Here is a 20,593-nt window from a genome sequence, read left to right as displayed (position 1 = left end):
GCGGGCCGCGACCGGGAAGGGGGCGGGCGGGCAGGGCGCGACACGCCGATGACATAGACTTGGGAGGATTCTGCAGGCGGCGATTGCGGGGGCCATGGACATCACGAAGACGGCCGGCGCCGGGGCGCTCGTCGACGGTTCGCACCGGCCGCGTCAGAGCTTCGGCCGCACCGTCCGGGCCTACATCGCCCTGATGAAGCCGCGCGTCCTCGAGCTTCTGCTGGTGACCACCGTCCCGGTCATGATCCTCGCCGAGGGCGGGCTCCCCGACATCTGGCTGGTCATCGCCACCGTCATCGGCGGAACCGCGAGCGCGGGCTCGGCCGCCGCGTTCAACATGTATCTCGACCGCGACATCGACGCGCACATGCAGCGCACGGTGAACCGGCCGCTCGTGACGGGCGAGGTGTCGCCCCGCGGCGCGCTGATCTTCGCGTGGACGCTCGCGGTGTTCTCGACGGTGTGGCTGTGGGTGACCACCAACTGGCTCGCCGCGACCCTGTCCGCCGCGGCGATCTTCTTCTACGTCGTGATCTACACGATGATCCTCAAGCGCCGCACCGAGCAGAACATCGTGTGGGGCGGCATCGCAGGCTGCTTCCCGGTGGTGATCGGCTGGACCGCAGTGACCGGCTCGCTGGCCTGGCCGCCGATCATCCTCTTCGCGCTGGTGTTCCTGTGGACGCCGCCGCACTACTGGCCGCTGTCGATGAAGTACAAGGACCAGTACGAAGAGGTCGACGTTCCGATGCTGGGGGCCACGCGCGCCGGCTCGCAGGTCGGGCTCCAGGTGATCCTGTACGCGTGGGCGACCGTGGTGTGCTCGCTCCTGCTCATCCCCGTCGCCGGGATGGGCGTGGTGTACACGGTCTCGGCGCTGGTGTTCGGCGGCTGGTTCATCTACGAGTCGCACGTTCTGTACAACCGCGCGGTGCGCGGGACCGAGCCGCGACCGATGCGCGTCTTCCACGCGTCGATCACGTACCTCACGCTGCTCTTCGTCGCCATCGCGGTCGACCCGCTGCTCCCGTTCTGACAGGAACGCGAAGAGGCCGCCCGGCTTACCGGGCGGCCTCTTCGTGGACGTGCGATCAGCGCGAGAGCGCGGACTCCTCGGCGGCCGGCTCCGCCTCGGCGGGCGACTCGTCAGCGATCTCGGACTCGGTCCGGTCGGTGAGCTCCACGACCTCGACGGGCGGGTGGGGACGCAGCGTCGAGAGGGCGGCGACGGCCAGCGTGAGCAGCACGCCGATGACTCCCGCGCCGATGAGGGTCCCGCCGAGCTGGGCGATCGACTGGCCGACGTAGACGTCGACACCGGTCGCGGTGCCGTCGGTCAGCGTCGTCGTCATCGAGGCGAGCTCGCCGGTCGTGAGGAACCAGCCGGCGGCGATCGTCGCCAGCGAGACGACGAGAAGGGCCCAGAACGGGATGCTGCGGATGAGACGGGGACGGGTGGGCATAGGGTCGATCACTCCTCGGGATGTGCGACCCGGGTGGCCGCGGCATCCCACCCTCCCAAACGCGCCCGTGCGGCGCCAATCCTCGCGCTATGAATCAGCTGTGGGCGGCGTCGGCCGCGGCGGCCCGCTCCGGCGCCTTCAGGTGCAGCACCACGACGGTCATCGTGGCCGCGGCGAGGGCCGCCAGCACCATGTGCGCGCCGACGGCGAGTTCGGGAAGGCCGTTCCTGGCCTGGTACAGGCCGACGCCGATCTGGACGAACTCGACCGCGAGCAGGACGACCGTCCAGCGCAGCAGCCGGGGCGCCGCGGTCCGCGAGCGCCGGCCCGCGACCAGCAGAGCGACGGTGAGGGCGAACAGCGCATAGCCCGGCCACGCGTGGACGTGCTCGAGGATCGAGGCGTCGAAGCCGTTGCGGCCGGCGTCGGCGTCGCCGGAGTGCGGCCCGGCGCCGGTCGTCAGCACGCCGAAGGCGATGGTCAGCGCCATCGCGAGGGAGGTCGCGTGGGCGAGCACCTCGTGCCAGCGCGGCACGAGCAGTACGCGCGGTCCGGCGGGCTGCGACATCCGCACCAGGAAGGCCGCCGTCACGCACACCAGGGCGAGCGACGCGACGTAGTGGAAGCCGACGATGAACGGGTTGAGCCCGGTGAGCACCGTGATGCCGCCGACGATGGCCTGCGCGGCGACACCGCCCACCACGACCACGGCGAGCACGTACAGGTCGCGCCGCCGCGTGCGCAGCTTGAGCAGGAGGATCAGAACCGCCAGGGCGATCAGCCCGACGACGCCCGTCATCAGCCGATTGCCGAACTCGATGATCGAGTGGATGCCCTCGTCGATCCCCGGCGTGGGGACGAGCGAGTCGGCCGTGCACAGCGGCCAGGTGGGGCAGCCGAGGCCCGACCCGGTGAGGCGCACGGCGCCGCCGGTGCCGATGATGATCACCTCGGCGAGGAACGAGAGCCACGCGAACACGCGGATCCGCCGGTCGACCCGATCGGGCAGCCAGCGCCAGAAGCGCTGCCACAGGCCGGGGTCGGTCTGGGTGGTCTGCTGCGCGGACATGCCGGTCTTGCCTCCAGGGAGAGGCTCCGCGCTCCCCGTGTGACGGACGTCGCGCGTCCGCGGCGGGGTGGAACCTGTAGAATCGAGGGGTCGGTCGCGCGCGCCCTCGGCGCCGCGCACCACCGACAGTCTAGGCGCGATGGTCGGCGCCACTTGAGAGGGCCCGAGAAGCGGCATCCCCCCTCCGGTATCTCCACCGGAGATCACGGATGCCGGGACGGATGACACCGCCAGGGCCCGGAGGAGAACGTGACGATGACTGATGTGCTGATCGATCGCCCGGAGCTGGAAGGCCTGGGTGTCTACGAGTTCGGATGGCACGATGCCGACGCCGCGGGCGCCGTGGCGAAGCGCGGCATCGACGAGGGCGTGGTGCGCGGCATCTCCGCTCTCAAGAACGAACCGGAGTGGATGCTGAAGACCCGTCTGAAGGGCTATCAGCTCTTCGGCCGCAAGCCGATGCCCACGTGGGGGGCTGATCTCAGCGAGATCGACTTCGACAACATCAAGTACTTCGTGCGCTCCACCGAGAAGCAGGCGCAGTCGTGGGAGGACCTCCCCGAGGACATCCGCAACACCTACGAGAAGCTGGGCATCCCGGAGGCGGAGCGTCAGCGCCTCGTCGCCGGCGTCGCCGCGCAGTACGAGTCCGAGGTGGTGTACCACCAGATCCGCGAAGACCTCGAGGCGCAGGGCGTCATCTTCATGGACACCGACACGGCGCTGCGCGAGCACCCGGAGTTCTTCGAGGAGTACTTCGGCACCGTGATCCCCGCCGGGGACAACAAGTTCGCCGCCCTGAACACCGCGGTGTGGTCGGGCGGGTCGTTCGTGTACGTCCCGCCGGGCGTCCACGTCGAGATCCCGCTGCAGGCCTACTTCCGCATCAACACCGAGAACATGGGCCAGTTCGAGCGGACGCTCATCATCGCCGACGAGGGCTCGTACGTGCACTACATCGAGGGCTGCACCGCCCCGATCTACAAGAGCGACTCGCTGCACTCGGCCGTGGTCGAGATCATCGTGAAGAAGAACGCCCGTGTGCGCTACACGACGATCCAGAACTGGTCGAACAACGTCTACAACCTCGTCACCAAGCGGGCCGTGGCCCACGAGGGCGCGACGATGGAGTGGATCGACGGCAACATCGGCTCCAAGGTGACGATGAAGTACCCGTCGATCTTCCTGATGGGCGAGCACGCCAAGGGCGAGACCCTGTCGGTCGCCTTCGCGGGACCCGGCCAGCACCAGGACGCCGGCGCGAAGATGATCCACATGGCGCCCTACACGCAGTCCTCGATCGTCTCGAAGTCGATCGCCCGCGGGGGCGGCCGTGCCGGCTACCGCGGCGAGGTGCGCGTCGACGCCAACGCCCACCACTCGGCCAACACCGTCCGCTGCGATGCGCTGCTGGTCGACACGATCTCCCGCTCCGACACGTACCCCGCGATCGACATCCGGGTCGACGACGTGCAGCTCGGCCACGAGGCGACCGTCTCGAAGGTCAGCGAGGAGCAGCTGTTCTACCTCATGAGCCGGGGACTGCCCGAGGACGAGGCCATGGCCATGATCGTGCGCGGCTTCATCGAGCCGATCGCGCGCGAGCTGCCCATGGAGTACGCGCTCGAACTCAACAAGCTCATCGAGATGGGCATGGAAGGATCCGTCGGCTAGATGAGCCCCACCACCGAGGCCCCCACCATTCCCGGCGCGAAGGGCCACTCCGATGGCGCCGGTGCGTTCGTGCCGGTGCAGACGCGCTCCGAGCGTCCCCGTTCCTACGACCCGGCCGCCTTCGAGGCACCGACCGGGCGTGAGGTGAACTGGAAGCACACCCCCACGAGCCGCCTGGCGCCGCTGTTCGCCGACCAGCCCGCGCCCCACGGCGTGATCCAGGTCGACGTCCAGGCGCCCTCCGAGCTGGTCCAGGAGCGGCTCGGCCACGGCACCCGGCCGCGCGGAGAGGTCTTCCAGCCCGAGGACCTGCCCGCCGCGATCGCCTGGAAGCAGGAGGCCGAGGCGCCGCTGCTGCGCATCCCCGCCGGCGTGGAGCTCTCCGAGCCGGTCGTCGTGAACCTGCGGGGGACCGGCGGGCTGGCGCACGCCCACGTCGTGGTCGAGGCGCTGCCGAACTCCCACGCCACCGTGGTGTTCCGCCACACCGGCACGGCGCAGCACGCCCAGAACGTCGAGATCATCGTCCGCGACGGCGCCCATCTCACCCTGGTGTCGGTGCAGGAGTGGGACGACGACGCCGTGCACGCGGCATCCCACCAGGCCCGCGTCGAGCGCGACGCGACCCTCCGCCACGTGGTCGTCAGCTTCGGCGGCGGCGTCGTGCGCGTCAACCCGAGCGTCGAGCTCGCCGGAACCGGCTCGCGCGGCGAGCTGTACGGCCTCAGCTATTCCGACGCCGGCCAGCACCTCGAGAGCCAGGTGTACCTGCACCACAAGGGCGCCGAGACCAGCGGCGACGTCCTGTACAAGGGCGCGCTGCAGGGGGAGGGCGCGCGCAGCGTCTGGATCGGCGACGTGCTCATCGGACCGGATGCCGTCGGCACGGACTCGTACGAGGCCAACCGCAACCTGGTGCTCACCGACGGCGCGCGCGCCGAGTCGATCCCGAACCTCGAGATCGAGACGGGCGACATCCGCGGTGCCGGACACGCCAGCGCCACCGGACGCTTCGACGACGAGCAGCTGTTCTACCTGCAGTCCCGCGGCATCGGCGAGGACGAGGCACGGCGCCTGGTCGTGCTCGGCTTCCTCGCGGAGATCGTGCAGAAGATCGGCGTCGCCGAGCTCGAGACCGAGCTGTTCGCCGCGATCGAGGCTGAACTCGCCAAGGAGGTCGTGCGATGACAGCGCAGCGCGTGTGCGCCCTCAGCGACCTCGTCCAGGACGAAGCCCGCCGCGTCGAGGTGGACGGCGTCGCCATCGCCGTCGTGCTCGACTCCAACGGCGAGGTGCACGCCATCGGCGACGTCTGCACCCACGGCGACATCTCGCTGTCCGAGGGCTTCGTCGACGGCGAGACGCTCGAATGCTGGGCCCACGGCTCGGCGTTCTCGCTGCGCACCGGAAAGCCCCTCAACCTCCCCGCGTACGAGCCGGTCCCGGTCTTCGCGGTCACCGTCGACGGCGATGACGTGCTCATCGACCCGACCGTCAAGCTCGAAGTGAACTGAAGAAGGTACTGAACAATGTCTGTCCTCGAGATCCGCGACCTGCATGTGACGGTCGAGACGGATGCCGGCACCACCCCGATCCTCAACGGCGTGACGCTCACGATCCGCACGGGTGAGACCCACGCGATCATGGGCCCCAACGGCTCCGGCAAGTCCACGCTCGCCTACACGATCGCCGGTCACCCGAAGTACACCGTGACGAGCGGTTCGATCACGCTCGACGGCGAGGACGTCCTGGAGATGTCCGTCGACGAGCGCGCACGCGCGGGCCTGTTCCTGGCCATGCAGTACCCGGTCGAGATCCCCGGCGTCACCGTCACCAACTTCCTGCGCACCGCGAAGACGGCGGTCGACGGCGAGGCGCCGTCGATCCGCACGTGGACCAAGGACGTCAAGGCGTCGATGAAGAACCTGCGCATGGACCCGAAGTTCGCGCAGCGCAACGTCAACGAGGGCTTCTCCGGCGGAGAGAAGAAGCGCCACGAGATCCTCCAGCTCGAGCTGCTGAAGCCGCAGATCGCCGTCCTCGACGAGACCGACTCGGGGCTCGACGTCGACGCGCTGAAGGTCGTCTCGGAGGGCGTCAACCGCGCCAAGGCCGAGACCGACCTCGGCGTGCTGCTCATCACGCACTACACGCGCATCCTCCGCTACATCCACCCCGACTTCGTGCACGTCATGGTGGGCGGCCGTATCGTCGAGGAGGGCGGACCCGAGCTCGCCGACCGCCTCGAGGACGAGGGCTACGACCGCTTCCTGCCCGCGGGCGAAGAAGAGCCGGCCGCGGCCGAGGCCCCCGTCGGCAGCGAAGCGTAGGATCGTCTCATGACGGCGACGCTCACGCCCGAGAAGTACGACGAGGTCACCGAGGCCCTGAAGGACGTCATGGACCCGGAGCTCGGGATCAACGTCGTCGATCTCGGTCTCATCTACGATCTCGCCTGGGATGACGAGAACGATGCTCTGGTCATCCACATGACCCTGACATCGGCCGGCTGCCCGCTGACCGACGTGCTCGAGGAGCAGACGGCGCAGGCGCTCGACGAGGTCGTCGAGCGGTTCCGCATCAACTGGGTGTGGATGCCGCCGTGGGGTCCCGAGCGGATCACCGACGACGGCCGCGACATGATGCGCGCGCTCGGCTTCGCCATCTGACCGAGCCTGGTCGCCACGACGGCGGTGACGTTTCGCACGGTGACGCCTCGGCGATGCGGCGGCGCACCCGTCGCTAGGCTCGAACGGTGAGCGTCATCACCCCCCTGCAGGCACTTCCCGTCGATCAGCTGCGCCGGCGCTCGAGCACGAAGTGGCGCCGGTATCCGGAGGACGTGCTGCCGATGTTCGTCGCCGAGACGGACTTCGTGCCGGCCCCTGCCGTCACGGCGGTGCTCGCGCGGGCGGTGGAGCTGGGCGACACCGGCTACACGCCCCCCGACCCCGGCATCCGCGACGCCTACGCGGGCTTCGCGGACCGACGCTTCGGATGGACCGTCGACCCGGCGCGCATCCGCACCACGTGCGATGTGATGATGGGCGTCGTCGAGATCCTGCGGCGGGTCGTCGAGCCCGGGAGCCGCGTCGTCGTGACGCCGCCGGTCTACCCGCCGTTCTACGACTGCGTGCCCGAGGCGGGCGCGGTCGTGGAACGGGTGCCGCTCCGTGACACCGGCGACGCGTGGGAGCTCGACCTGGCCGGCATCGAGGCGGCGTTCGCGGACGGGGCGCGCGCGATCCTGCTCTGCAACCCGCACAACCCGACCGGCACCGTCCACTCCCGCGCGACGCTCGCGGCTCTCGCCGAGATCGCGTCGAAGCACGGCGCCGTCGTCGTCAGCGACGAGATCCACGCCCCCCTCACCGGACGCGGCGCCACCTTCACGCCGTTCCTCGACGCGTCCCCGACGGCCGCGCGGGTCGGGTACGCCGTCGTGAGCGCGAGCAAGGCGTTCAACCTCGCGGGCCTGAAGTGCGCGCTGATGGTCACCGCCGACGACGCGACCGCGGCGGTCGTGCGCTCCCTGCCCGACGAGGTCGAATGGCGCACAGGCCTCTTCGGAGCACTCGCGGCCGTCGCCGCCTTCTCTCCGGAGAGCGACGGCTGGCTCGACGCGCAGCTGGCGGCCCTCGACGAGAACCGGCTCCTGCTGGCCGACCTCCTCGCCGAGCATGTGCCGGCGGCGCGGTACCGGATCCCGGATGCCGGATTCCTCGCGTGGATCGACCTCTCCGCGTTGGGCTGGGGCGAGAACCCCGCAGTGAAGGTGCTCCGGGATGCGAAGGTCGCGCTGCACTTCGGCCCGCTCTTCGGCGAGGAGGGCAGGGGCCACGTCCGTCTGAACTTCGGCTGCTCACCCGACGTGCTGCGCGAGGCGGTGCAGCGCCTGGGCGCCCTGGCGCGGTCGTGACCGGCCCGCCGCAGACGAGCATCTGGCAGGCGCGCTACGTCTGGGTGACCGTCGGCGCCGTCGCGCTGATCTTCCTCGCGGCCATGCAGTCGCTGGCGATCACGACGGTCATGCCCGTCGTCAGCGCAGACCTCGACGGCGATCGGCTCTACGCCGTGGCGTTCGCGGGCACGCTCGCCACGAGCGTCATCGGCATGGTGGCGGTCGGCGCCTGGTGCGACCGCGGCGGCGTGCTGGCCCCGCTCACCACCGCTGTGGGACTCTTCGTCGTCGGGCTGGTGCTGTCAGGGCTCGCCCCGAGCATGCCCGTGCTCGTCGCGGGCCGTCTCGTGCAGGGGCTCGGCACCGGCGGGCAGACGGTGGCGCTGTACGTCGTGGTGGCGCGGGTGTACCCGGGCGCCGTGCACGGGCGCGTGTTCGCCGCGTTCTCGGCGGCGTGGGTCGTGCCCTCGCTCATCGGTCCGTTCCTGGCCGGCGCGGTCACCGAGTTCCTCCACTGGCGCTGGGTGTTCCTCGGTGTCGCCGCGCTCACGGTCGTCGCGTTCGTCATGGTCGTGGCGCGCCTGTATGGGCTGCCTCTGCACACCGATCAGCCTGCGACGGGGCGCGTCGGGCCACGGCTCGCGTGCGCCGTCGCCGTGGCGATCGGCGCGCTCGGGCTCAGTCTCGCCGGAGAGCTGGGAGTCTGGGCGGGAGCTGCGGTCGCGGCATCCGTCGCCGTCATCGCCCTCGCCTCGCGACCTCTGCTGCCGCGCGGGACCCTGCGCGCGGCGCGCGGTCTTCCCAGCGTGGTGCTCATGCGCGGGCTGATCGCGGGGGCGCTGTTCGGAGCAGAGATCTACGTGCCGTACCTGCTCATCGACGACTACGGGTTCTCGCCGACGTGGGCCGGTCTGGGCCTGACCGCCGCGGCACTCGCGTGGGCGGCCGCCGCCGACGTGCAGGGCCGGTTCGGCGACCGGATCGGGAACGCGCGGATCACGCTCGTCGGCACCGGGCTGCTCGTCGCCTCGCTCACCGTCGCCGCGGTCACAGCGCTCCTCGGGCTGCACCCGGCGATCCTCATCGCCGGGTGGGGGCTCGCCGGCGGCGGCATGGGACTGATGTATCCGCGACTGACCGTGCTGACGCTCGCGTACTCGACGGCGCAGAACCAGGGGTTCAACTCATCGGCGCTGTCGATCTCCGACGCGGTCGGCTCGGCGTCGTCGATCGCCGTGATGGGACTCGTCTTCACGATGCTGGCGGCGACGGATGCCGGATTCCCCGCCGTGTTCGCGATCGGCATCGTGCTCGCGCTCGCGGCCCTCATCCCCGGGCTCCGTCTCGGCCACGCCCATGAGGCTGCGCGCGCGTGACGGCGGATGACGACGCGCGATTTGGGGGAGCGAGGCAGGTAAGGCTAGCCTAACCGGGTGAGCACTTCGACCGAGACCCGCACACGTCCCGCCTATCGTCCCTACCGGACCAGCGTCGTCGCGGTCGAGCGGCTCGCGCCGCACTTCGTGCGCGTGACCTTCACCGGCCCCGACCTCGACGTCTTCGGAACCGCCGGTCTCGACCAGCGGATCAAGCTCATCCTCCCGCTGCCCGACGGCTCCCTCAGCGACATCGGGCAGGACGACCCCGCCGCGGTCGACGACGGGAGCTGGTACCTCCGCTGGCGCTCGGTGCCGGGCGCGTCCCGCAGCCCCCTCCGCACGTACACCGTCCGGCGCATCGACCCCGTCGCGCGCCGGCTGGTGGTGGACTTCGTCGTCCACCACGACGCCGGGCCGGCCGGTTCGTGGGCGGAATCCGCCGCCGCCGGGCAGGAGCTCGTCATCGTCGGACCCGACGAGCGCAGCGAGGACCGCCGCTCCGGTCTGGACTGGCATCCCGGTACCGCACAGCGCGTGCTGCTCGCCGGCGACGAGACGGCGACGCCGGCGATCTGCGCCATCCTCGAGTCGCTGGACGACTCCTACGACGTGGACGCCTTCCTCGAGGTCCCCACGGCGGCGGATCGCCTGGACCTCGACGTGCCCGGCCACTTCCGTGTCACGTGGCTCGCCCGCGACGCCCGGCCGCACGGCGAGAGCCTGATGTCCGCGGTGTCGGCCTGGACGGATGCCTCGCCGGACGTCCTCGCCAAGGCCGCGGCGCCGCGGACGCAGGACCTCGTCGACGTCGACGTGGACATCGACCTGCTGTGGGACAGCCCTGCCGACGCCGACGGCGACTTCTACGCATGGATCGCGGGCGAGGCGGCGATGGTCAAGGGACTGCGCCGTCACCTCGTCCAGGGGTGCGGCGTCGACCGCAAGCGCGTCGCGTTCATGGGGTACTGGCGCCTGGGCCAGGCCGAGCGGCAGGAATGACCGGCGCCCGCACGCGGCGCGCGCGGGCCATCTTCGCGGCGGCCCTCGTCGTGCTCGCGATCGCCGTGCTCCTGAGCCTGGCAGTCGGCGCGCGGCCGATACCGCCGTGGGTGGTCTGGGACGCGCTGACCGCGCCCGACCTGACGAGGGCGGACCACTCCGTCGTGCTGACGCAGCGCATCCCTCGCACCGTGATCGGGATCCTCGCCGGAGCGGCGCTCGCCGCGGCCGGGGCGGTGATGCAGGGGCTCACGCGCAACCCGCTCGCCGATCCCGGACTGCTGGGCATCAACGCGGGGGCTTCGGTCGCCGTCCTCGCGGCCATCACCCTCCTCGGCATCACCACCCCCGCCGGGTTCGTGTGGTTCGCCTTCGCCGGAGCGGCCGCCGCCGCCGTCCTCGTCGCCGCGATCGGCTCACGCGGGGCGGACGGCTCGAACCCGGCCAAGCTCGCGCTCACGGGCGCCGCCGTCACCGCCGGTCTGACCTCGGTGTCGATCCTCATCCTGACGACCGACATCGTCGCGCTGGAGGTCTACCGCTACTGGTCGGTCGGAGCCCTCACCGCTCGCGGCCTCGACGCCGTCGCCGCGGTGGCCGGGCCGGTCGTCGTCGGGCTCGCGCTGGCGGTCGTCTCGATCCGCGGACTGGACCTGATGGCGCTCGGTGAGGACACGGCGCGCGGCCTCGGCCATGATGTGACGCGCACCCGGGTGGTGGGGATCCTCGCGACGGTGCTGCTCTGCGGCGGGGCGACCGCGATCGCCGGGCCGATCGTGTTCCTCGGCCTGCTGGTCCCGCACGCGCTGCGCGCATTCGTCGGAGACAGCTACCGCGACCTCGTGCTGATCGGCATCCCGCTCGGGGCCGCGGTGCTGGTGCTGGCGGACGTCATCGGACGCGTCATCGCGCCACCGGGGGAGGTCCAGGCGGGCATCGTGGTCGCCTTCCTCGGGGCGCCGATGCTCATCGCCCTCGTCCTGCGGCGGAAGCAGGTCACGCTGTGAGCGTCGTCGAGGCCGTCCGCACGAGGACGCGATCCCGTCGCCGCTGGGTCGTGCTGGCGCTGAGCGCGGTGCTCGTCCTCATCGCCGCGCTCTCGCTCTCGCTCGGGGACTACCCGCTCTCGCCCGATCAGGTGTGGCGGACGCTGTGGGGCGGTGGCGAGCGCGTCGAGGCCTACGTGGTGTTCCAGGTGCGGGCTCCGCGCCTGGCGATGGCCCTCACCGCCGGCGCCGCGCTCGGCACCGCGGGTGCGCTGCTCCAGGCGCTGCTGCGCAATCCGCTGGCCAGCCCCGATCTCCTCGGGATCTCGGGCGGCAGCGGCGTGGCGGCGGTGTTCGCCCTGCTGGTGCTGGGGACGACCGGGCCCGTCCTGACGGTCTTCGCCTTCGCGGGCGGCCTCACCGTCGCGGTCCTCCTGCTGTTCGCGGGGCGGGGCCAGCGCGCCGGCGGCTACCGGCTGATCCTCGCCGGCATCGGGGTGGCGTTCCTGTGCACGGCGATCACGAACTTCCTCATGGTGCGCGCGCAGGTCGAGCAGACGCAGACCGCGCTGCTGTGGCTCACGGGAAGCCTGTCCTCCACCCCGTGGTGGCAGGTCGTGACGCTCGTGCTGGTCGGGGTCGCCGCCGTCCCCGCCGTCATCGCGTCCGCCCGCTGGCTCCCGATCAACCAGATGGGACCCGCGACGGCGGCGGGACTCGGCATCCATCCCTCCCGGGTGCAGCTGGTGGCGGTCGGGGCGGCCGTGCTCCTGACCGCTGCGACCTGCGCGTTCATCGGCCCCGTCGGCTTCATCGCGCTGTGCGCGCCGGCGATCGCACGACCGCTGCTCGGGCACGGGGCCATCGGCGTCGGCTCGAGCGCGGTCGTCGGTGCGACGCTGCTCGCCGCCGCCGACCTCGTCGCGCAGTTCGCCATCCCCGGCCTGCAGCTGCCGGTCGGGGTCGTGACGGGTGCGCTCGGCGCCGTCTTCCTCCTGTGGCTTCTCGGCACGTCGAAAGGACGCAACCTGTGAGCACCGACACTCTTTCTCCGCGGCTGGTGGCGCGCGGACTGTCGGCCGGCTACCCGGGTCGACGGGTGATCGAGGATCTCGACCTCACGATCGCCCCGGGTCGCGTCACGATGATCATCGGCGCGAACGCCTGCGGGAAGTCGACGCTGCTGGGCGTGCTCGCCCGTCTCCGCCCCCCGATGGCGGGCACCGTCGAGCTGGACGGCGTCGACGCGACGACCCTGTCGCGGCGGCGGTTCGCGCGAGCGGTCGGCCTGCTGCCTCAGCAGCCGTCGGCGCCCGAGGGGCTCACCGTGGCAGAGCTCGTCTCGCGCGGTCGGCATCCGCACCGAGGCGTGTTCCAACGGTGGAGCCCGGAGGACTCCGCGATCGTGGACTCGGCGCTGGCGAGCACGGGGATGACCGAGCTCGCCGACCGCCCCGTCGGCGACCTCTCCGGCGGCCAGCGGCAGCGCGCGTGGATCGCGATGGCGCTCGCGCAGGACCCGCGGATCCTGCTGCTGGACGAGCCGACCACGTTCCTCGACCTCAGCCACCAGATCGAGGTGCTCGATCTGCTCCGAGAGCTCAACCGCACGCAGGGCACGACGATCGTGGTGGTGCTGCACGAGCTCAACCTGGCGGCGCGATACGCCGACGAGCTCGTCGTCATGTCGCACGGCCGTGTTGTGGCGCATGGCGCGCCCGCCGATGTGCTGACGGCGGAGGTGGTCGCCGAGGCCTTCTCGCTCGACGCCCTGGTCATGCCGGACCCGCTCACCGGCACCCCGCTGATCGTCCCCGTCCCCGGCGGCGCCCACAGCGCCGCCGACCACGCCTGACACCATCGAAAGGAACACCACATGTCACGCAAGCTCACCCGTGGCGCCGCCGGCGCGGCTGCGGTCACGGCGCTGGCCCTGACCCTCGCCGCGTGCGCGGGCGCGCCCGCCGCCGAGACGTCGGCCGACGAGGGGTCCGAGACCGGCGCCTACCCGCTGACGATCCCGAGCGCGCTCGGCGACGCCGTGATCGAATCCGCGCCGACCCGCGTCGCGACGTGGGGATGGGGCGCGACCGACGCGGTCCTGGCGCTGGGAGTCGTCCCTGTCGCGATCCCGTCCGACGACTACTCCGGCGGCGACGACCGCATGGCTCCGTGGGTGGCGGACGGGCTGGAGGAGCTCGGCGGGGAGGCGCCGGCGATCCTCGACAACTCGACCTACGAGCTCTCGGTCGAGGAGCTGCTCGCCACCGACCCGGACGTGCTCCTGGCGCCCTACTCGGGTCTCACGCAGGACGAGTTCGACGCCGTGACCGAGGCGGGCGTGCCGGTCGTCGCGTACCCCGACGGTCCGTGGACCACCCCGTGGCGCGATGTCGTCACGATCGTCGGTGAGGCGCTGGGCAAGGAGGACGAGGCCGAGCAGGTGCTCGAGGACCTCGACGCGATGGTCGCCGAGGCGGCTGCGGCGCATCCCGAGTTCGCCGAGTCGACGATCGCCGTTCCCACGGAGTCGGCGGGCACCTACTACCTGTACCTGGCCTCCGACCCGCGCGTCGAGATCCTCGAGGACCTCGGATTCCAGACGCCCGCGAGCGTCGCCGACCTCGACACGGGGGAGAGCACGTTCTACACCACGGTCAGCCCGGAGAACCTCGACCGGATCGATGCCGACGTCATCCTGACGTTCGCGGAGACGCAGGACGCGCTCGACGCGTTCCTGGGCTCAGATGCGGGCAAGCTCATCCCCGCCGTGCAGAGCGGCGCGGTCGCCTCGCTCGTGGGCGCCGAAGACGTCTCGGCGCTGTCGCCCACGCCGCTGACGCTGCCGTGGGGGCTGGACGCCCTCGTGGAGAAGCTCGCCACGGCGACCGCCGTCGCGCAGGGCTGACGCCTGGAACAAGGGGAGCCCCGGCCGATCGGCCGGGGCTCCCTCGTCGTCCGAGCGCGGGATCACTCCTTGGAGGCGTCGGCCTTGCGCACCAGCGCCCACGCGCCGGGGATGATCGCGGCGGCGAGGGCCGCCTTGATCAGGCCGCCGAGGATGAAGGGCAGCAGCCCCACCTCGAGCAGGCCGGCGAAGGAGTAGTCCAGCCCCATCACGACGTTGAGGATGAACGCCATGTAGGGGATGCCGAAGAGGAAGGGCACGATACTCGCGGCGGCGAAGCCGATGAAGGCGAGGGCGGGTCGCCGATCCCATGCGCGCTCGGCGAACCAGCCGGCGACGAACGCCGAGACGATGAACCCGATGACGAAGCCGAAGCTGGGCTTGCCGACGGCGGCAAGGGTCCCGGTGAAGCCGGCGAACACGGGGAGGCCCGCGAGGCCCACGAGCATGTAGGTCGTGAGGGCCGCCGCGCCGCGCCAGGCGCCGAGTGCGGCGCCGACGACGATGACGCCCAGCGTCTGTCCGGTGATGGGGACGGGCCAGAGGGGGATCTCGACCTGGGCGAGGAGGGCGACGACGGCGGCGCCGGCGATGACGAGCCCGGCGTCGAGGGCGAAGGCGCGGGCGCGGGAGGACGGGCGGGCGATGACGTCTGCGAGCACGCGGCGCGCGCCTGCGGCGGCGGTCGGGACGGCGGCGATGGATGACATGGGACTCAGCCTAGGGGGCGACGGATGCCGCTAGTTGGACGCAGTCCACCAATGATCGGCCGATCCGCTGTCCGGCTTCCACACCCGCCGAGGTGAGGGCTGCGGTGCGAGGGCGGGACGATCGCCGGCCGACGAAGGCCCGTATACTGGATGGCTGGCCACTCGGCCGCCCCACCACCCACCGACGGAACGGACATCCGCTGTGCTCGCCGTGCACGACCTCGAGATCCGCGTGGGCGCGCGCGTGCTCATGTCGGACGTCTCCTTCCGCGTCTCCGATGGCGACAAGATCGGCCTCGTCGGGCGCAACGGCGCCGGCAAGACGACGCTCACGAAGGTGCTCGCGGGCGACCTCATCCCCGCGGACGGCAAGGTCGAGCGCTCCGGCGAGCTGGGCTACCTGCCGCAGGACCCGCGCTCCGGCGACCCCGAGATGCTCGCGCGAACGCGCATCCTCGACGCCCGCGGCCTCGGCACGCTCGCGATCGGCATGCACGAGGCATCCCTCGCCATGGGCGACGGCGACGAGGCCGTCGCCGCGAAGGCGATGCGCCGGTACGCGAACCTCACCGAGCGCTTCGAGGCGCTGGGCGGCTATGCGGCCGAGGCGGAGGCGGCCTCGATCGCGCACAACCTGTCGCTGCCCGACCGCATCCTCGACCAGCCGCTGAAGACCCTCTCGGGCGGTCAGCGGCGGCGCATCGAGCTCGCGCGCATCCTCTTCTCGGACGCGCAGACGATGATCCTCGACGAGCCCACCAACCACCTCGACGCCGACAGCGTCGTCTGGCTGCGCGAGTTCCTCAAGGGCTACAAGGGCGGGCTCATCGTCATCAGCCACGACGTCGAGCTGGTCGGCGAGACGGTCAACCGCGTGTTCTACCTCGACGCGAACCGCCAGGTCATCGACGTCTACAACATGAACTGGAAGAACTACCTGCGCCAACGGGTGGCCGACGAGGAGCGCCGCAAGAAGGAGCGCGCCAACGTCGAGAAGAAGGCCACCGTGCTCCAGCAGCAGGCGGCGCGGTTCGGAGCGAAGGCGTCCAAGGCCGCGGCGGCCCACCAGATGGTGGCCCGCGCCGAGAAGATGCTCGCCGGGCTCGACGAGGTGCGTCAGGAGGAGCGCGTGGCCAAGCTGCGCTTCCCGAAGCCTGCGCCCTGCGGCAAGACGCCGCTCATGGCGTCGGGCCTGTCGAAGTCGTACGGCTCGCTCGAGATCTTCACCGACGTCGACCTCGCGATCGACCGCGGCTCGAAGGTCGTCATCCTCGGTCTCAACGGCGCCGGCAAGACGACGCTGCTGCGCATCCTCGCCGGTGTCGACCAGCCCGACACGGGGCAGCTCGAGCCGGGCCACGGGCTCAAGATCGGCTACTACGCGCAGGAGCACGAGAACCTGGACGTCTCGCGGTCGGTGCTCGAGAACATGATGTCCGCCGCGCCCGACATCACCGCCACCGACGCGCGCAAGGTGCTCGGATCGTTCCTGTTCACCGGCGACGACGTGCTCAAGCCGGCCGGCGTGCTGTCCGGCGGCGAGAAGACGCGCCTCTCGCTCGCGACGCTCGTGGTGTCGTCCGCGAACATGCTGCTGCTCGACGAGCCCACGAACAACCTCGATCCCGCCTCGCGCGAAGAGATCCTCGGTGCGCTCGCGCACTACGAGGGCGCCGTGGTGCTGGTGTCGCACGACGAGGGCGCTGTCGAGGCGCTCAACCCCGAGCGCGTGCTCATCCTGCCCGACGGCGTCGAGGACATCTGGGGCCGCGACTACGCCGACCTGGTCACCCTCGCGTAGCGTCCGCGCCGCCGCATGCCGGCGACGTCAGCGCCCGGCGGCGTCCAGCAGGGCGTCCTCGTCCTCCGCATCGCGATCACGCCGGCGGCGCGATGGCGCCGCGGCCGCGGCATCCGTCGCCTCCGCCCTCTCAGCGGCTGCGTCCAACGCGTCCTCCGCGTCCTCGCGGCGGTGGCGGCGTTCCGTGCGGATGACGTAGCCGATGAAGACGAAGCCCATGATCGCGAACAGGATCCACTGGATGGCGTACGACAGGTGCGGACCGGGGTCGTCCGACGGCGCCTCCAGTGCGTTGGGCGTACTCGCCGGCGCGGGCTCCTCCGAGACCATCACGCCGTAGGCACTGCGCTCGAGGGCGTCACCGGCCGCGGGGGAGAGGCTCTCGGCGACGAGGCCGAGGTTGATCGTCGGCACCTGTCCGTCGGGCGCGCCGCGGCCCGACGCCGGGAGAGGCTCGCCCGGCCGGAGCCGGACGACGACCGTCGCAGGACCGTCGGGTGGAGCGGGCACGGCGTCCGGCACGGGCTGATCCTGCCCGGGCGGCACCCACCCGCGATCCACCAGGAGCACGCGGCCGTCATCGAGCCGGAACGGCACGAGCACCTCGAACGCCGACGTGCCGCCGTGCGGACGGTTGCGCACCAGCAGCGCGTCGTCGGCGAGGTACGTCCCGCGAAGGACGACCGGACGCCACTCGTCCGCCGGGTCGAGCCCGTCGCCGTCGGCGATGAGCTCTGCCAGCGGGACCGCGTCGGCGTCGTAGTTGCGCTCCACCAGCTGGAGCTGGGCGGATCGCTCCTGGTTGCGCGAGAACTGCCAGTTGGACAGGAACGCGCACGCGATCGCGAAGACGACGGCCAGGGTGATGTAGATCGCCCACCGCCCCGCGCGCGGGAGATTCTGCATGCTCACCGAGCGCCCGCTCATCGCGCGGCCTCCGTGGGAAGAAGGGGGTCCACCGAGAGCGGGAAATCCCGTGCGGCGAGGAACTCCCGGAGGTAGCCGACGTGCTCGTCGCACGCGACCCACGTCTTGCGGCGATCGGCGGCGTGGATGCGCGGGTTGCGCCAGTCGATCCGCCAGCGCGCAGCGGCGCGGCATCCTGTCCGCGAGCACATCGCGTCGGCGACCTGATCGGGCTCGGGGAGGGTCATGCGCTCCGGTCCGTCGTGTCGTCGGCCGCCGGACGCGACTCCTCGATGCGGATGACCCGCGGCGGCGAGGGCTCCGCGGGCGGCGCGGAGGACGGCGCCGGCAGCGCGGGCTCGGGGTCCTCTCGGCGGTTGCGACGGCTCTCCTGTCCGACGTTGGCCGAGACGACGGCGATATAGGGCAGGAAGATCGCGCCGGCGGCGAACACCCACGTGTACCAGCCGTACGGCGTGATGACGACCATCAGGATGAAGCACGCGACGCGGATGCCCATCATCACGAGATACCGCGCCGACCGCGCGCCGACCTCGTCGCGCGGTGCGCGCGGCAGGGATGTCGCAGACGGGGCGTTGCCTGAGCTCTTCACGGTACTTCCAGCGTACGCCGGTTGCACCGTGCGGGCGCCCGGGGAGCGGCTCCCCGGGCGCCTCCGTCAGACGCTTCCGCCGGACTGCTGGTAGATCGCCGCGAAGAACGAGAAGAACACGATGGCGGCGATGATGCCGAGGATGGTGAGGCCCAGGCCGACCCACCCGACGATGGTGCCCGCCAGCGCCATGCCGCGGCCCTGCTCGCCGCTCGTCTTGAGCTGGTTGAGCGACATGTGGCCCGTGATCACTCCGACGATCGACCCGATGAAGGGGAGGATGACGAAGCTCGCGATCGACGAGATGAGGGAGACGATCGCCAGCGTGTTGGTCTTCGCCGGCGCGCCGTAGCCGTAGCCGTACGACGGAGCCGATCCGTAGGCCTGCGTCGAGCCGTACGCGGCTCCGGGGGCGGCGGCCGGGTCCGAGCCGTAGGCCGGCGGGTACGCACCCTGCGAGGCGGGAGGGTACGCGCCGGGCGACGCCTGCGCCGGGGACGGCGGGGGCGGGACCGGCGGGTAGGAACCGGGCTCGGGGTTCTGGGGGCTCTGCGGGGTGCTGTCGCTCACGGCGAGGCCTTTCTCGATGTCTGGCTCCAGCGTCCCAGCGGCGGTCGGGGGTGTCAAACGCGACCGGGCGGGGCCCTCGCGCGCCGATAGGCTGGTGCGGATCCGCCCGCTCACCCCTGGGAGTACCACCATGTCCAGCGATCGCGTCGTCCTCGTCACCGGCGGCAACCGCGGCATCGGCCGCGCCATCGCCGAGCGCTTCGTCGCGGAGGGCTACCGCGTCGCCGTCACGGCGCGGTCAGGTGAGGGCCCCGAAGGCACCCTCACGGTGCGCGCGGATGTGACGGATGCCGCAGCCGTCGACGCCGCCTTCACCGAGGTCGAGAAAGCGCTCGGACCGGTGGAGATCGTCGTCGCCAACGCCGGCATCACCAAGGACACGCTGCTGCTTCGCATGACCGAGGACGACTTCGACAGCGTCATCGCCACCAACCTCGGCGGCACCTTCCGTGTGGTCAAGCGGGCCTCCAAGGGGATGCTCCGCGCCCGCTGGGGCCGCGTCGTGCTGATCTCGAGCGTCGTCGGCCTCTACGGCTCCGCCGGGCAGATCAACTACGCCGCCTCCAAGAGCGCCCTCGTCGGCTTCGCCCGGTCGCTCACGCGCGAGCTCGGGGGCCGCGGCATCACCGCGAACGTCGTGGCGCCGGGCTTCATCGAGACGGACATGACGGCCGAGCTCTCCGACGAGACGCAGGCCGAGTACAAGAAGAACATCCCCGCCGGCCGCTTCGCGTCGGCCGAGGAGGTGGCGGGCGTCGTGGCGTGGATCGCGTCGGATGACGCCGCGTACATCTCCGGCGCCGTCATCCCGGTCGACGGCGGCCTCGGCATGGGGCACTGACCTCCGCGAGCCGGTCGACGGGTCAGCCGATGGCCCGCAGGATCGCCTCTGCCACCGCGCCGGGACGTGAGAACTGCGGCCAGTGACCGGTCGGGTCGCCGTCTGCTCCGAGCTGGATGATGTCGAGCTGCCGCAGCGCCGCGAGTTCTGCCGCCCACTGCGGGGCGGCCGCGATGATCTCGCGGATCTGCGCCTCGCTCACTGTTCCGGTGATGATCGTCGCGGGCACGGAGCGCCGGCGCTCGTCGGACAGGTGGATCGGGTCGGTGGGCACGCGCGCGGGAACCGAGCGGGTGCGGGCCGCGGCATCCGCCCTCGTCTGCGGGTCGAGGTCGGCGACGTCGAGCTCGTCGAAGAAGTCCCACCCGGGGAACGGGACCACCCCGTCGACGACGGGGAACTCCGACACGGACCCGCCGTCGGAGGGAGGGAAGGTGTCGAGGAAGACCACGCGCGCGACACGCTCGGGGCGGGCATCCACTGCGCCGTAGGCGACATTGCCCCCGCCGGAATGCCCGACCAGCACGATCTCGCCGTCGAGCCGGCCGACCGCCGCGACCGCCGCCTCGACCCAGTCGGCGATGCCGATCCCGGCGGACTCGTCGGCCGGCGCGCCGACTCCGGGCATGGTGAGCGGGTGCGTGCGATGGCCTGCCGACTCGAGCGCCGGGGCGACGTCGCCCCACGACGCCGCGTCGAGCCACAGTCCGGGTATGAGGATGATGTGCATGGCGCCGACGCTACGCCTCGCCGCCGACATCGCGCGAGGACCG

The 20,593-nt window shown here is 71.5% G+C and carries 23 protein-coding genes; 15 read left to right on the top strand and 8 right to left on the bottom strand.

The annotated features are described in order from the left end of the window. The first annotated feature begins 94 nt into the window (after positions 1 to 94). A complete protein-coding gene (locus tag ACZBH1_RS16595; RefSeq protein ID WP_336397864.1) occupies positions 95 to 1,036 on the top strand; it encodes a heme o synthase in 942 nt (313 codons plus the stop codon). Positions 1,037 to 1,091: 55 nt separating this feature from the next. Here ACZBH1_RS16595 and ACZBH1_RS16590 read toward each other — a convergent pair whose 3' ends face one another. Together ACZBH1_RS16590 and ACZBH1_RS16585 are read right to left on the bottom strand one after the other, a co-directional pair. After that, a complete protein-coding gene (locus tag ACZBH1_RS16590; protein ID WP_463646961.1) occupies positions 1,092 to 1,463 on the bottom strand; it encodes a dinucleotide-utilizing enzyme in 372 nt (123 codons plus the stop codon). Between the two features lie 94 nt (positions 1,464 to 1,557). Further along, positions 1,558 to 2,532 carry a COX15/CtaA family protein gene (locus tag ACZBH1_RS16585; protein ID WP_336397866.1) on the bottom strand — a complete coding sequence of 325 codons (975 nt, stop codon included), beginning with the start codon at positions 2,530 to 2,532 and terminating at the stop codon, positions 1,558 to 1,560. Between the two features lie 255 nt (positions 2,533 to 2,787). Here ACZBH1_RS16585 and sufB point away from each other — a divergent pair, with 255 nt between their 5' ends. The 12 genes from sufB (at position 2,788) to ACZBH1_RS16525 (ending at position 14,379) form a co-directional block, all read left to right on the top strand. Beyond that, the gene (gene sufB / locus ACZBH1_RS16580) at positions 2,788 to 4,206 is read left to right on the top strand and encodes a Fe-S cluster assembly protein SufB (RefSeq protein WP_336397867.1); all 1,419 of its coding nucleotides are present in this window, start codon (positions 2,788 to 2,790) and stop codon (positions 4,204 to 4,206) included. Continuing rightward, positions 4,207 to 5,394, top strand: a complete 1,188-nt coding sequence (sufD, locus tag ACZBH1_RS16575; protein WP_336397868.1) for a Fe-S cluster assembly protein SufD — start codon at positions 4,207 to 4,209, stop codon at positions 5,392 to 5,394. Beyond that, positions 5,391 to 5,720: a non-heme iron oxygenase ferredoxin subunit gene (locus tag ACZBH1_RS16570; RefSeq protein ID WP_336397869.1), complete on the top strand. Its 330-nt coding sequence runs from the start codon at positions 5,391 to 5,393 to the stop codon at positions 5,718 to 5,720. Before sufD ends, ACZBH1_RS16570 begins: the two co-directional genes overlap by 4 nt. A gap of 15 nt (positions 5,721 to 5,735) precedes the next feature. Further along, positions 5,736 to 6,536, top strand: a complete 801-nt coding sequence (gene sufC, locus ACZBH1_RS16565) for a Fe-S cluster assembly ATPase SufC (protein ID WP_336397870.1) — start codon at positions 5,736 to 5,738, stop codon at positions 6,534 to 6,536. Positions 6,537 to 6,545: 9 nt separating this feature from the next. Next, positions 6,546 to 6,875, top strand: coding sequence for a metal-sulfur cluster assembly factor (locus ACZBH1_RS16560; protein WP_318352910.1), 330 nt, complete (start codon positions 6,546 to 6,548; stop codon positions 6,873 to 6,875). An 86-nt stretch (positions 6,876 to 6,961) separates the two neighbouring features. Continuing rightward, on the top strand, positions 6,962 to 8,125 hold the full coding sequence (locus ACZBH1_RS16555) for a MalY/PatB family protein (RefSeq protein WP_442928186.1): 1,164 nt from the start codon (positions 6,962 to 6,964) through the stop codon (positions 8,123 to 8,125). Next, complete coding sequence (locus tag ACZBH1_RS16550; protein WP_463646960.1) at positions 8,122 to 9,483, top strand: MFS transporter; 1,362 nt, start codon at positions 8,122 to 8,124, stop codon at positions 9,481 to 9,483. The genes ACZBH1_RS16555 and ACZBH1_RS16550 overlap by 4 nt, the downstream gene beginning before the upstream one ends. Positions 9,484 to 9,540: 57 nt before the next feature. Next, positions 9,541 to 10,485, top strand: a complete 945-nt coding sequence (locus tag ACZBH1_RS16545; RefSeq protein ID WP_463646959.1) for a siderophore-interacting protein — start codon at positions 9,541 to 9,543, stop codon at positions 10,483 to 10,485. Continuing rightward, on the top strand, positions 10,482 to 11,492 hold the full coding sequence (locus ACZBH1_RS16540; RefSeq protein ID WP_463646958.1) for a FecCD family ABC transporter permease: 1,011 nt from the start codon (positions 10,482 to 10,484) through the stop codon (positions 11,490 to 11,492). Before ACZBH1_RS16545 ends, ACZBH1_RS16540 begins: the two co-directional genes overlap by 4 nt. Then, a complete protein-coding gene (locus tag ACZBH1_RS16535) occupies positions 11,489 to 12,505 on the top strand; it encodes a FecCD family ABC transporter permease (protein ID WP_463646957.1) in 1,017 nt (338 codons plus the stop codon). Before ACZBH1_RS16540 ends, ACZBH1_RS16535 begins: the two co-directional genes overlap by 4 nt. Next, on the top strand, positions 12,502 to 13,326 hold the full coding sequence (locus tag ACZBH1_RS16530) for an ABC transporter ATP-binding protein (protein WP_336397875.1): 825 nt from the start codon (positions 12,502 to 12,504) through the stop codon (positions 13,324 to 13,326). Before ACZBH1_RS16535 ends, ACZBH1_RS16530 begins: the two co-directional genes overlap by 4 nt. Positions 13,327 to 13,347: 21 nt before the next feature. Continuing rightward, positions 13,348 to 14,379, top strand: a complete 1,032-nt coding sequence (locus ACZBH1_RS16525) for an ABC transporter substrate-binding protein (RefSeq protein ID WP_463646956.1) — start codon at positions 13,348 to 13,350, stop codon at positions 14,377 to 14,379. Between the two features lie 62 nt (positions 14,380 to 14,441). On the opposite strand, the gene ACZBH1_RS16520 is transcribed toward ACZBH1_RS16525, so the two are convergent. After that, on the bottom strand, positions 14,442 to 15,089 hold the full coding sequence (locus ACZBH1_RS16520; protein WP_336397877.1) for a biotin transporter BioY: 648 nt from the start codon (positions 15,087 to 15,089) through the stop codon (positions 14,442 to 14,444). Positions 15,090 to 15,291: 202 nt separating this feature from the next. On the opposite strand from ACZBH1_RS16520, the gene ACZBH1_RS16515 reads away from it, so the two are divergent. Continuing rightward, the gene (locus ACZBH1_RS16515) at positions 15,292 to 16,890 is read left to right on the top strand and encodes an ABC-F family ATP-binding cassette domain-containing protein (protein ID WP_378880642.1); all 1,599 of its coding nucleotides are present in this window, start codon (positions 15,292 to 15,294) and stop codon (positions 16,888 to 16,890) included. A gap of 27 nt (positions 16,891 to 16,917) precedes the next feature. Here ACZBH1_RS16515 and ACZBH1_RS16510 read toward each other — a convergent pair whose 3' ends face one another. The 4 genes from ACZBH1_RS16510 to ACZBH1_RS16495 form a co-directional block, all read right to left on the bottom strand. Further along, a complete protein-coding gene (locus tag ACZBH1_RS16510; RefSeq protein ID WP_463647069.1) occupies positions 16,918 to 17,796 on the bottom strand; it encodes an SURF1 family cytochrome oxidase biogenesis protein in 879 nt (292 codons plus the stop codon). A gap of 17 nt (positions 17,797 to 17,813) precedes the next feature. Further along, positions 17,814 to 18,044 carry a hypothetical protein gene (locus ACZBH1_RS16505; RefSeq protein WP_463646955.1) on the bottom strand — a complete coding sequence of 77 codons (231 nt, stop codon included), beginning with the start codon at positions 18,042 to 18,044 and terminating at the stop codon, positions 17,814 to 17,816. Beyond that, positions 18,041 to 18,409, bottom strand: coding sequence for a DUF3099 domain-containing protein (locus tag ACZBH1_RS16500; protein WP_336397881.1), 369 nt, complete (start codon positions 18,407 to 18,409; stop codon positions 18,041 to 18,043). The genes ACZBH1_RS16505 and ACZBH1_RS16500 overlap by 4 nt, the downstream gene beginning before the upstream one ends. A 66-nt stretch (positions 18,410 to 18,475) precedes the next feature. Further along, positions 18,476 to 18,979, bottom strand: coding sequence for a DUF4190 domain-containing protein (locus tag ACZBH1_RS16495; RefSeq protein WP_336397882.1), 504 nt, complete (start codon positions 18,977 to 18,979; stop codon positions 18,476 to 18,478). A gap of 130 nt (positions 18,980 to 19,109) precedes the next feature. Between ACZBH1_RS16495 and fabG the strand changes: the two genes are divergently transcribed. Beyond that, a complete protein-coding gene (gene fabG, locus ACZBH1_RS16490; RefSeq protein WP_336397883.1) occupies positions 19,110 to 19,820 on the top strand; it encodes a 3-oxoacyl-ACP reductase FabG in 711 nt (236 codons plus the stop codon). Between the two features lie 22 nt (positions 19,821 to 19,842). On the opposite strand, the gene ACZBH1_RS16485 is transcribed toward fabG, so the two are convergent. Further along, positions 19,843 to 20,550, bottom strand: coding sequence for an alpha/beta fold hydrolase (locus ACZBH1_RS16485; RefSeq protein WP_463646954.1), 708 nt, complete (start codon positions 20,548 to 20,550; stop codon positions 19,843 to 19,845). Between the last annotated feature and the right edge of the window lie 43 nt (positions 20,551 to 20,593).

The organism is Microbacterium sp. ZXT2-5 (genome assembly GCF_055329545.1).
The sequence above is the reverse complement of the archived record's forward strand: the minus strand, read 5'-3'. Positions and strand labels throughout refer to the sequence as shown.

Bases quoted from the DNA above. Each gene is read 5' to 3' on its own strand.
- ACZBH1_RS16595 (WP_336397864.1), top strand. From the start codon at position 95: ATGGACATCACGAAGACGGCCGGCGCCGGGGCGCTCGTCGACGGTTCG.
- ACZBH1_RS16590 (WP_463646961.1), bottom strand. From the start codon at position 1,463: ATGCCCACCCGTCCCCGTCTCATCCGCAGCATCCCGTTCTGGGCCCTT.
- ACZBH1_RS16585 (WP_336397866.1), bottom strand. From the start codon at position 2,532: ATGTCCGCGCAGCAGACCACCCAGACCGACCCCGGCCTGTGGCAGCGC.
- sufB (WP_336397867.1), top strand. From the start codon at position 2,788: ATGACTGATGTGCTGATCGATCGCCCGGAGCTGGAAGGCCTGGGTGTC.
- sufD (WP_336397868.1), top strand. From the start codon at position 4,207: ATGAGCCCCACCACCGAGGCCCCCACCATTCCCGGCGCGAAGGGCCAC.
- ACZBH1_RS16570 (WP_336397869.1), top strand. From the start codon at position 5,391: ATGACAGCGCAGCGCGTGTGCGCCCTCAGCGACCTCGTCCAGGACGAA.
- sufC (WP_336397870.1), top strand. From the start codon at position 5,736: ATGTCTGTCCTCGAGATCCGCGACCTGCATGTGACGGTCGAGACGGAT.
- ACZBH1_RS16560 (WP_318352910.1), top strand. From the start codon at position 6,546: ATGACGGCGACGCTCACGCCCGAGAAGTACGACGAGGTCACCGAGGCC.
- ACZBH1_RS16540 (WP_463646958.1), top strand. From the start codon at position 10,482: ATGACCGGCGCCCGCACGCGGCGCGCGCGGGCCATCTTCGCGGCGGCC.
- ACZBH1_RS16525 (WP_463646956.1), top strand. From the start codon at position 13,348: ATGTCACGCAAGCTCACCCGTGGCGCCGCCGGCGCGGCTGCGGTCACG.
- ACZBH1_RS16520 (WP_336397877.1), bottom strand. From the start codon at position 15,089: ATGTCATCCATCGCCGCCGTCCCGACCGCCGCCGCAGGCGCGCGCCGC.
- ACZBH1_RS16510 (WP_463647069.1), bottom strand. From the start codon at position 17,796: ATGCAGAATCTCCCGCGCGCGGGGCGGTGGGCGATCTACATCACCCTG.
- ACZBH1_RS16505 (WP_463646955.1), bottom strand. From the start codon at position 18,044: ATGACCCTCCCCGAGCCCGATCAGGTCGCCGACGCGATGTGCTCGCGG.
- fabG (WP_336397883.1), top strand. From the start codon at position 19,110: ATGTCCAGCGATCGCGTCGTCCTCGTCACCGGCGGCAACCGCGGCATC.
- ACZBH1_RS16485 (WP_463646954.1), bottom strand. From the start codon at position 20,550: ATGCACATCATCCTCATACCCGGACTGTGGCTCGACGCGGCGTCGTGG.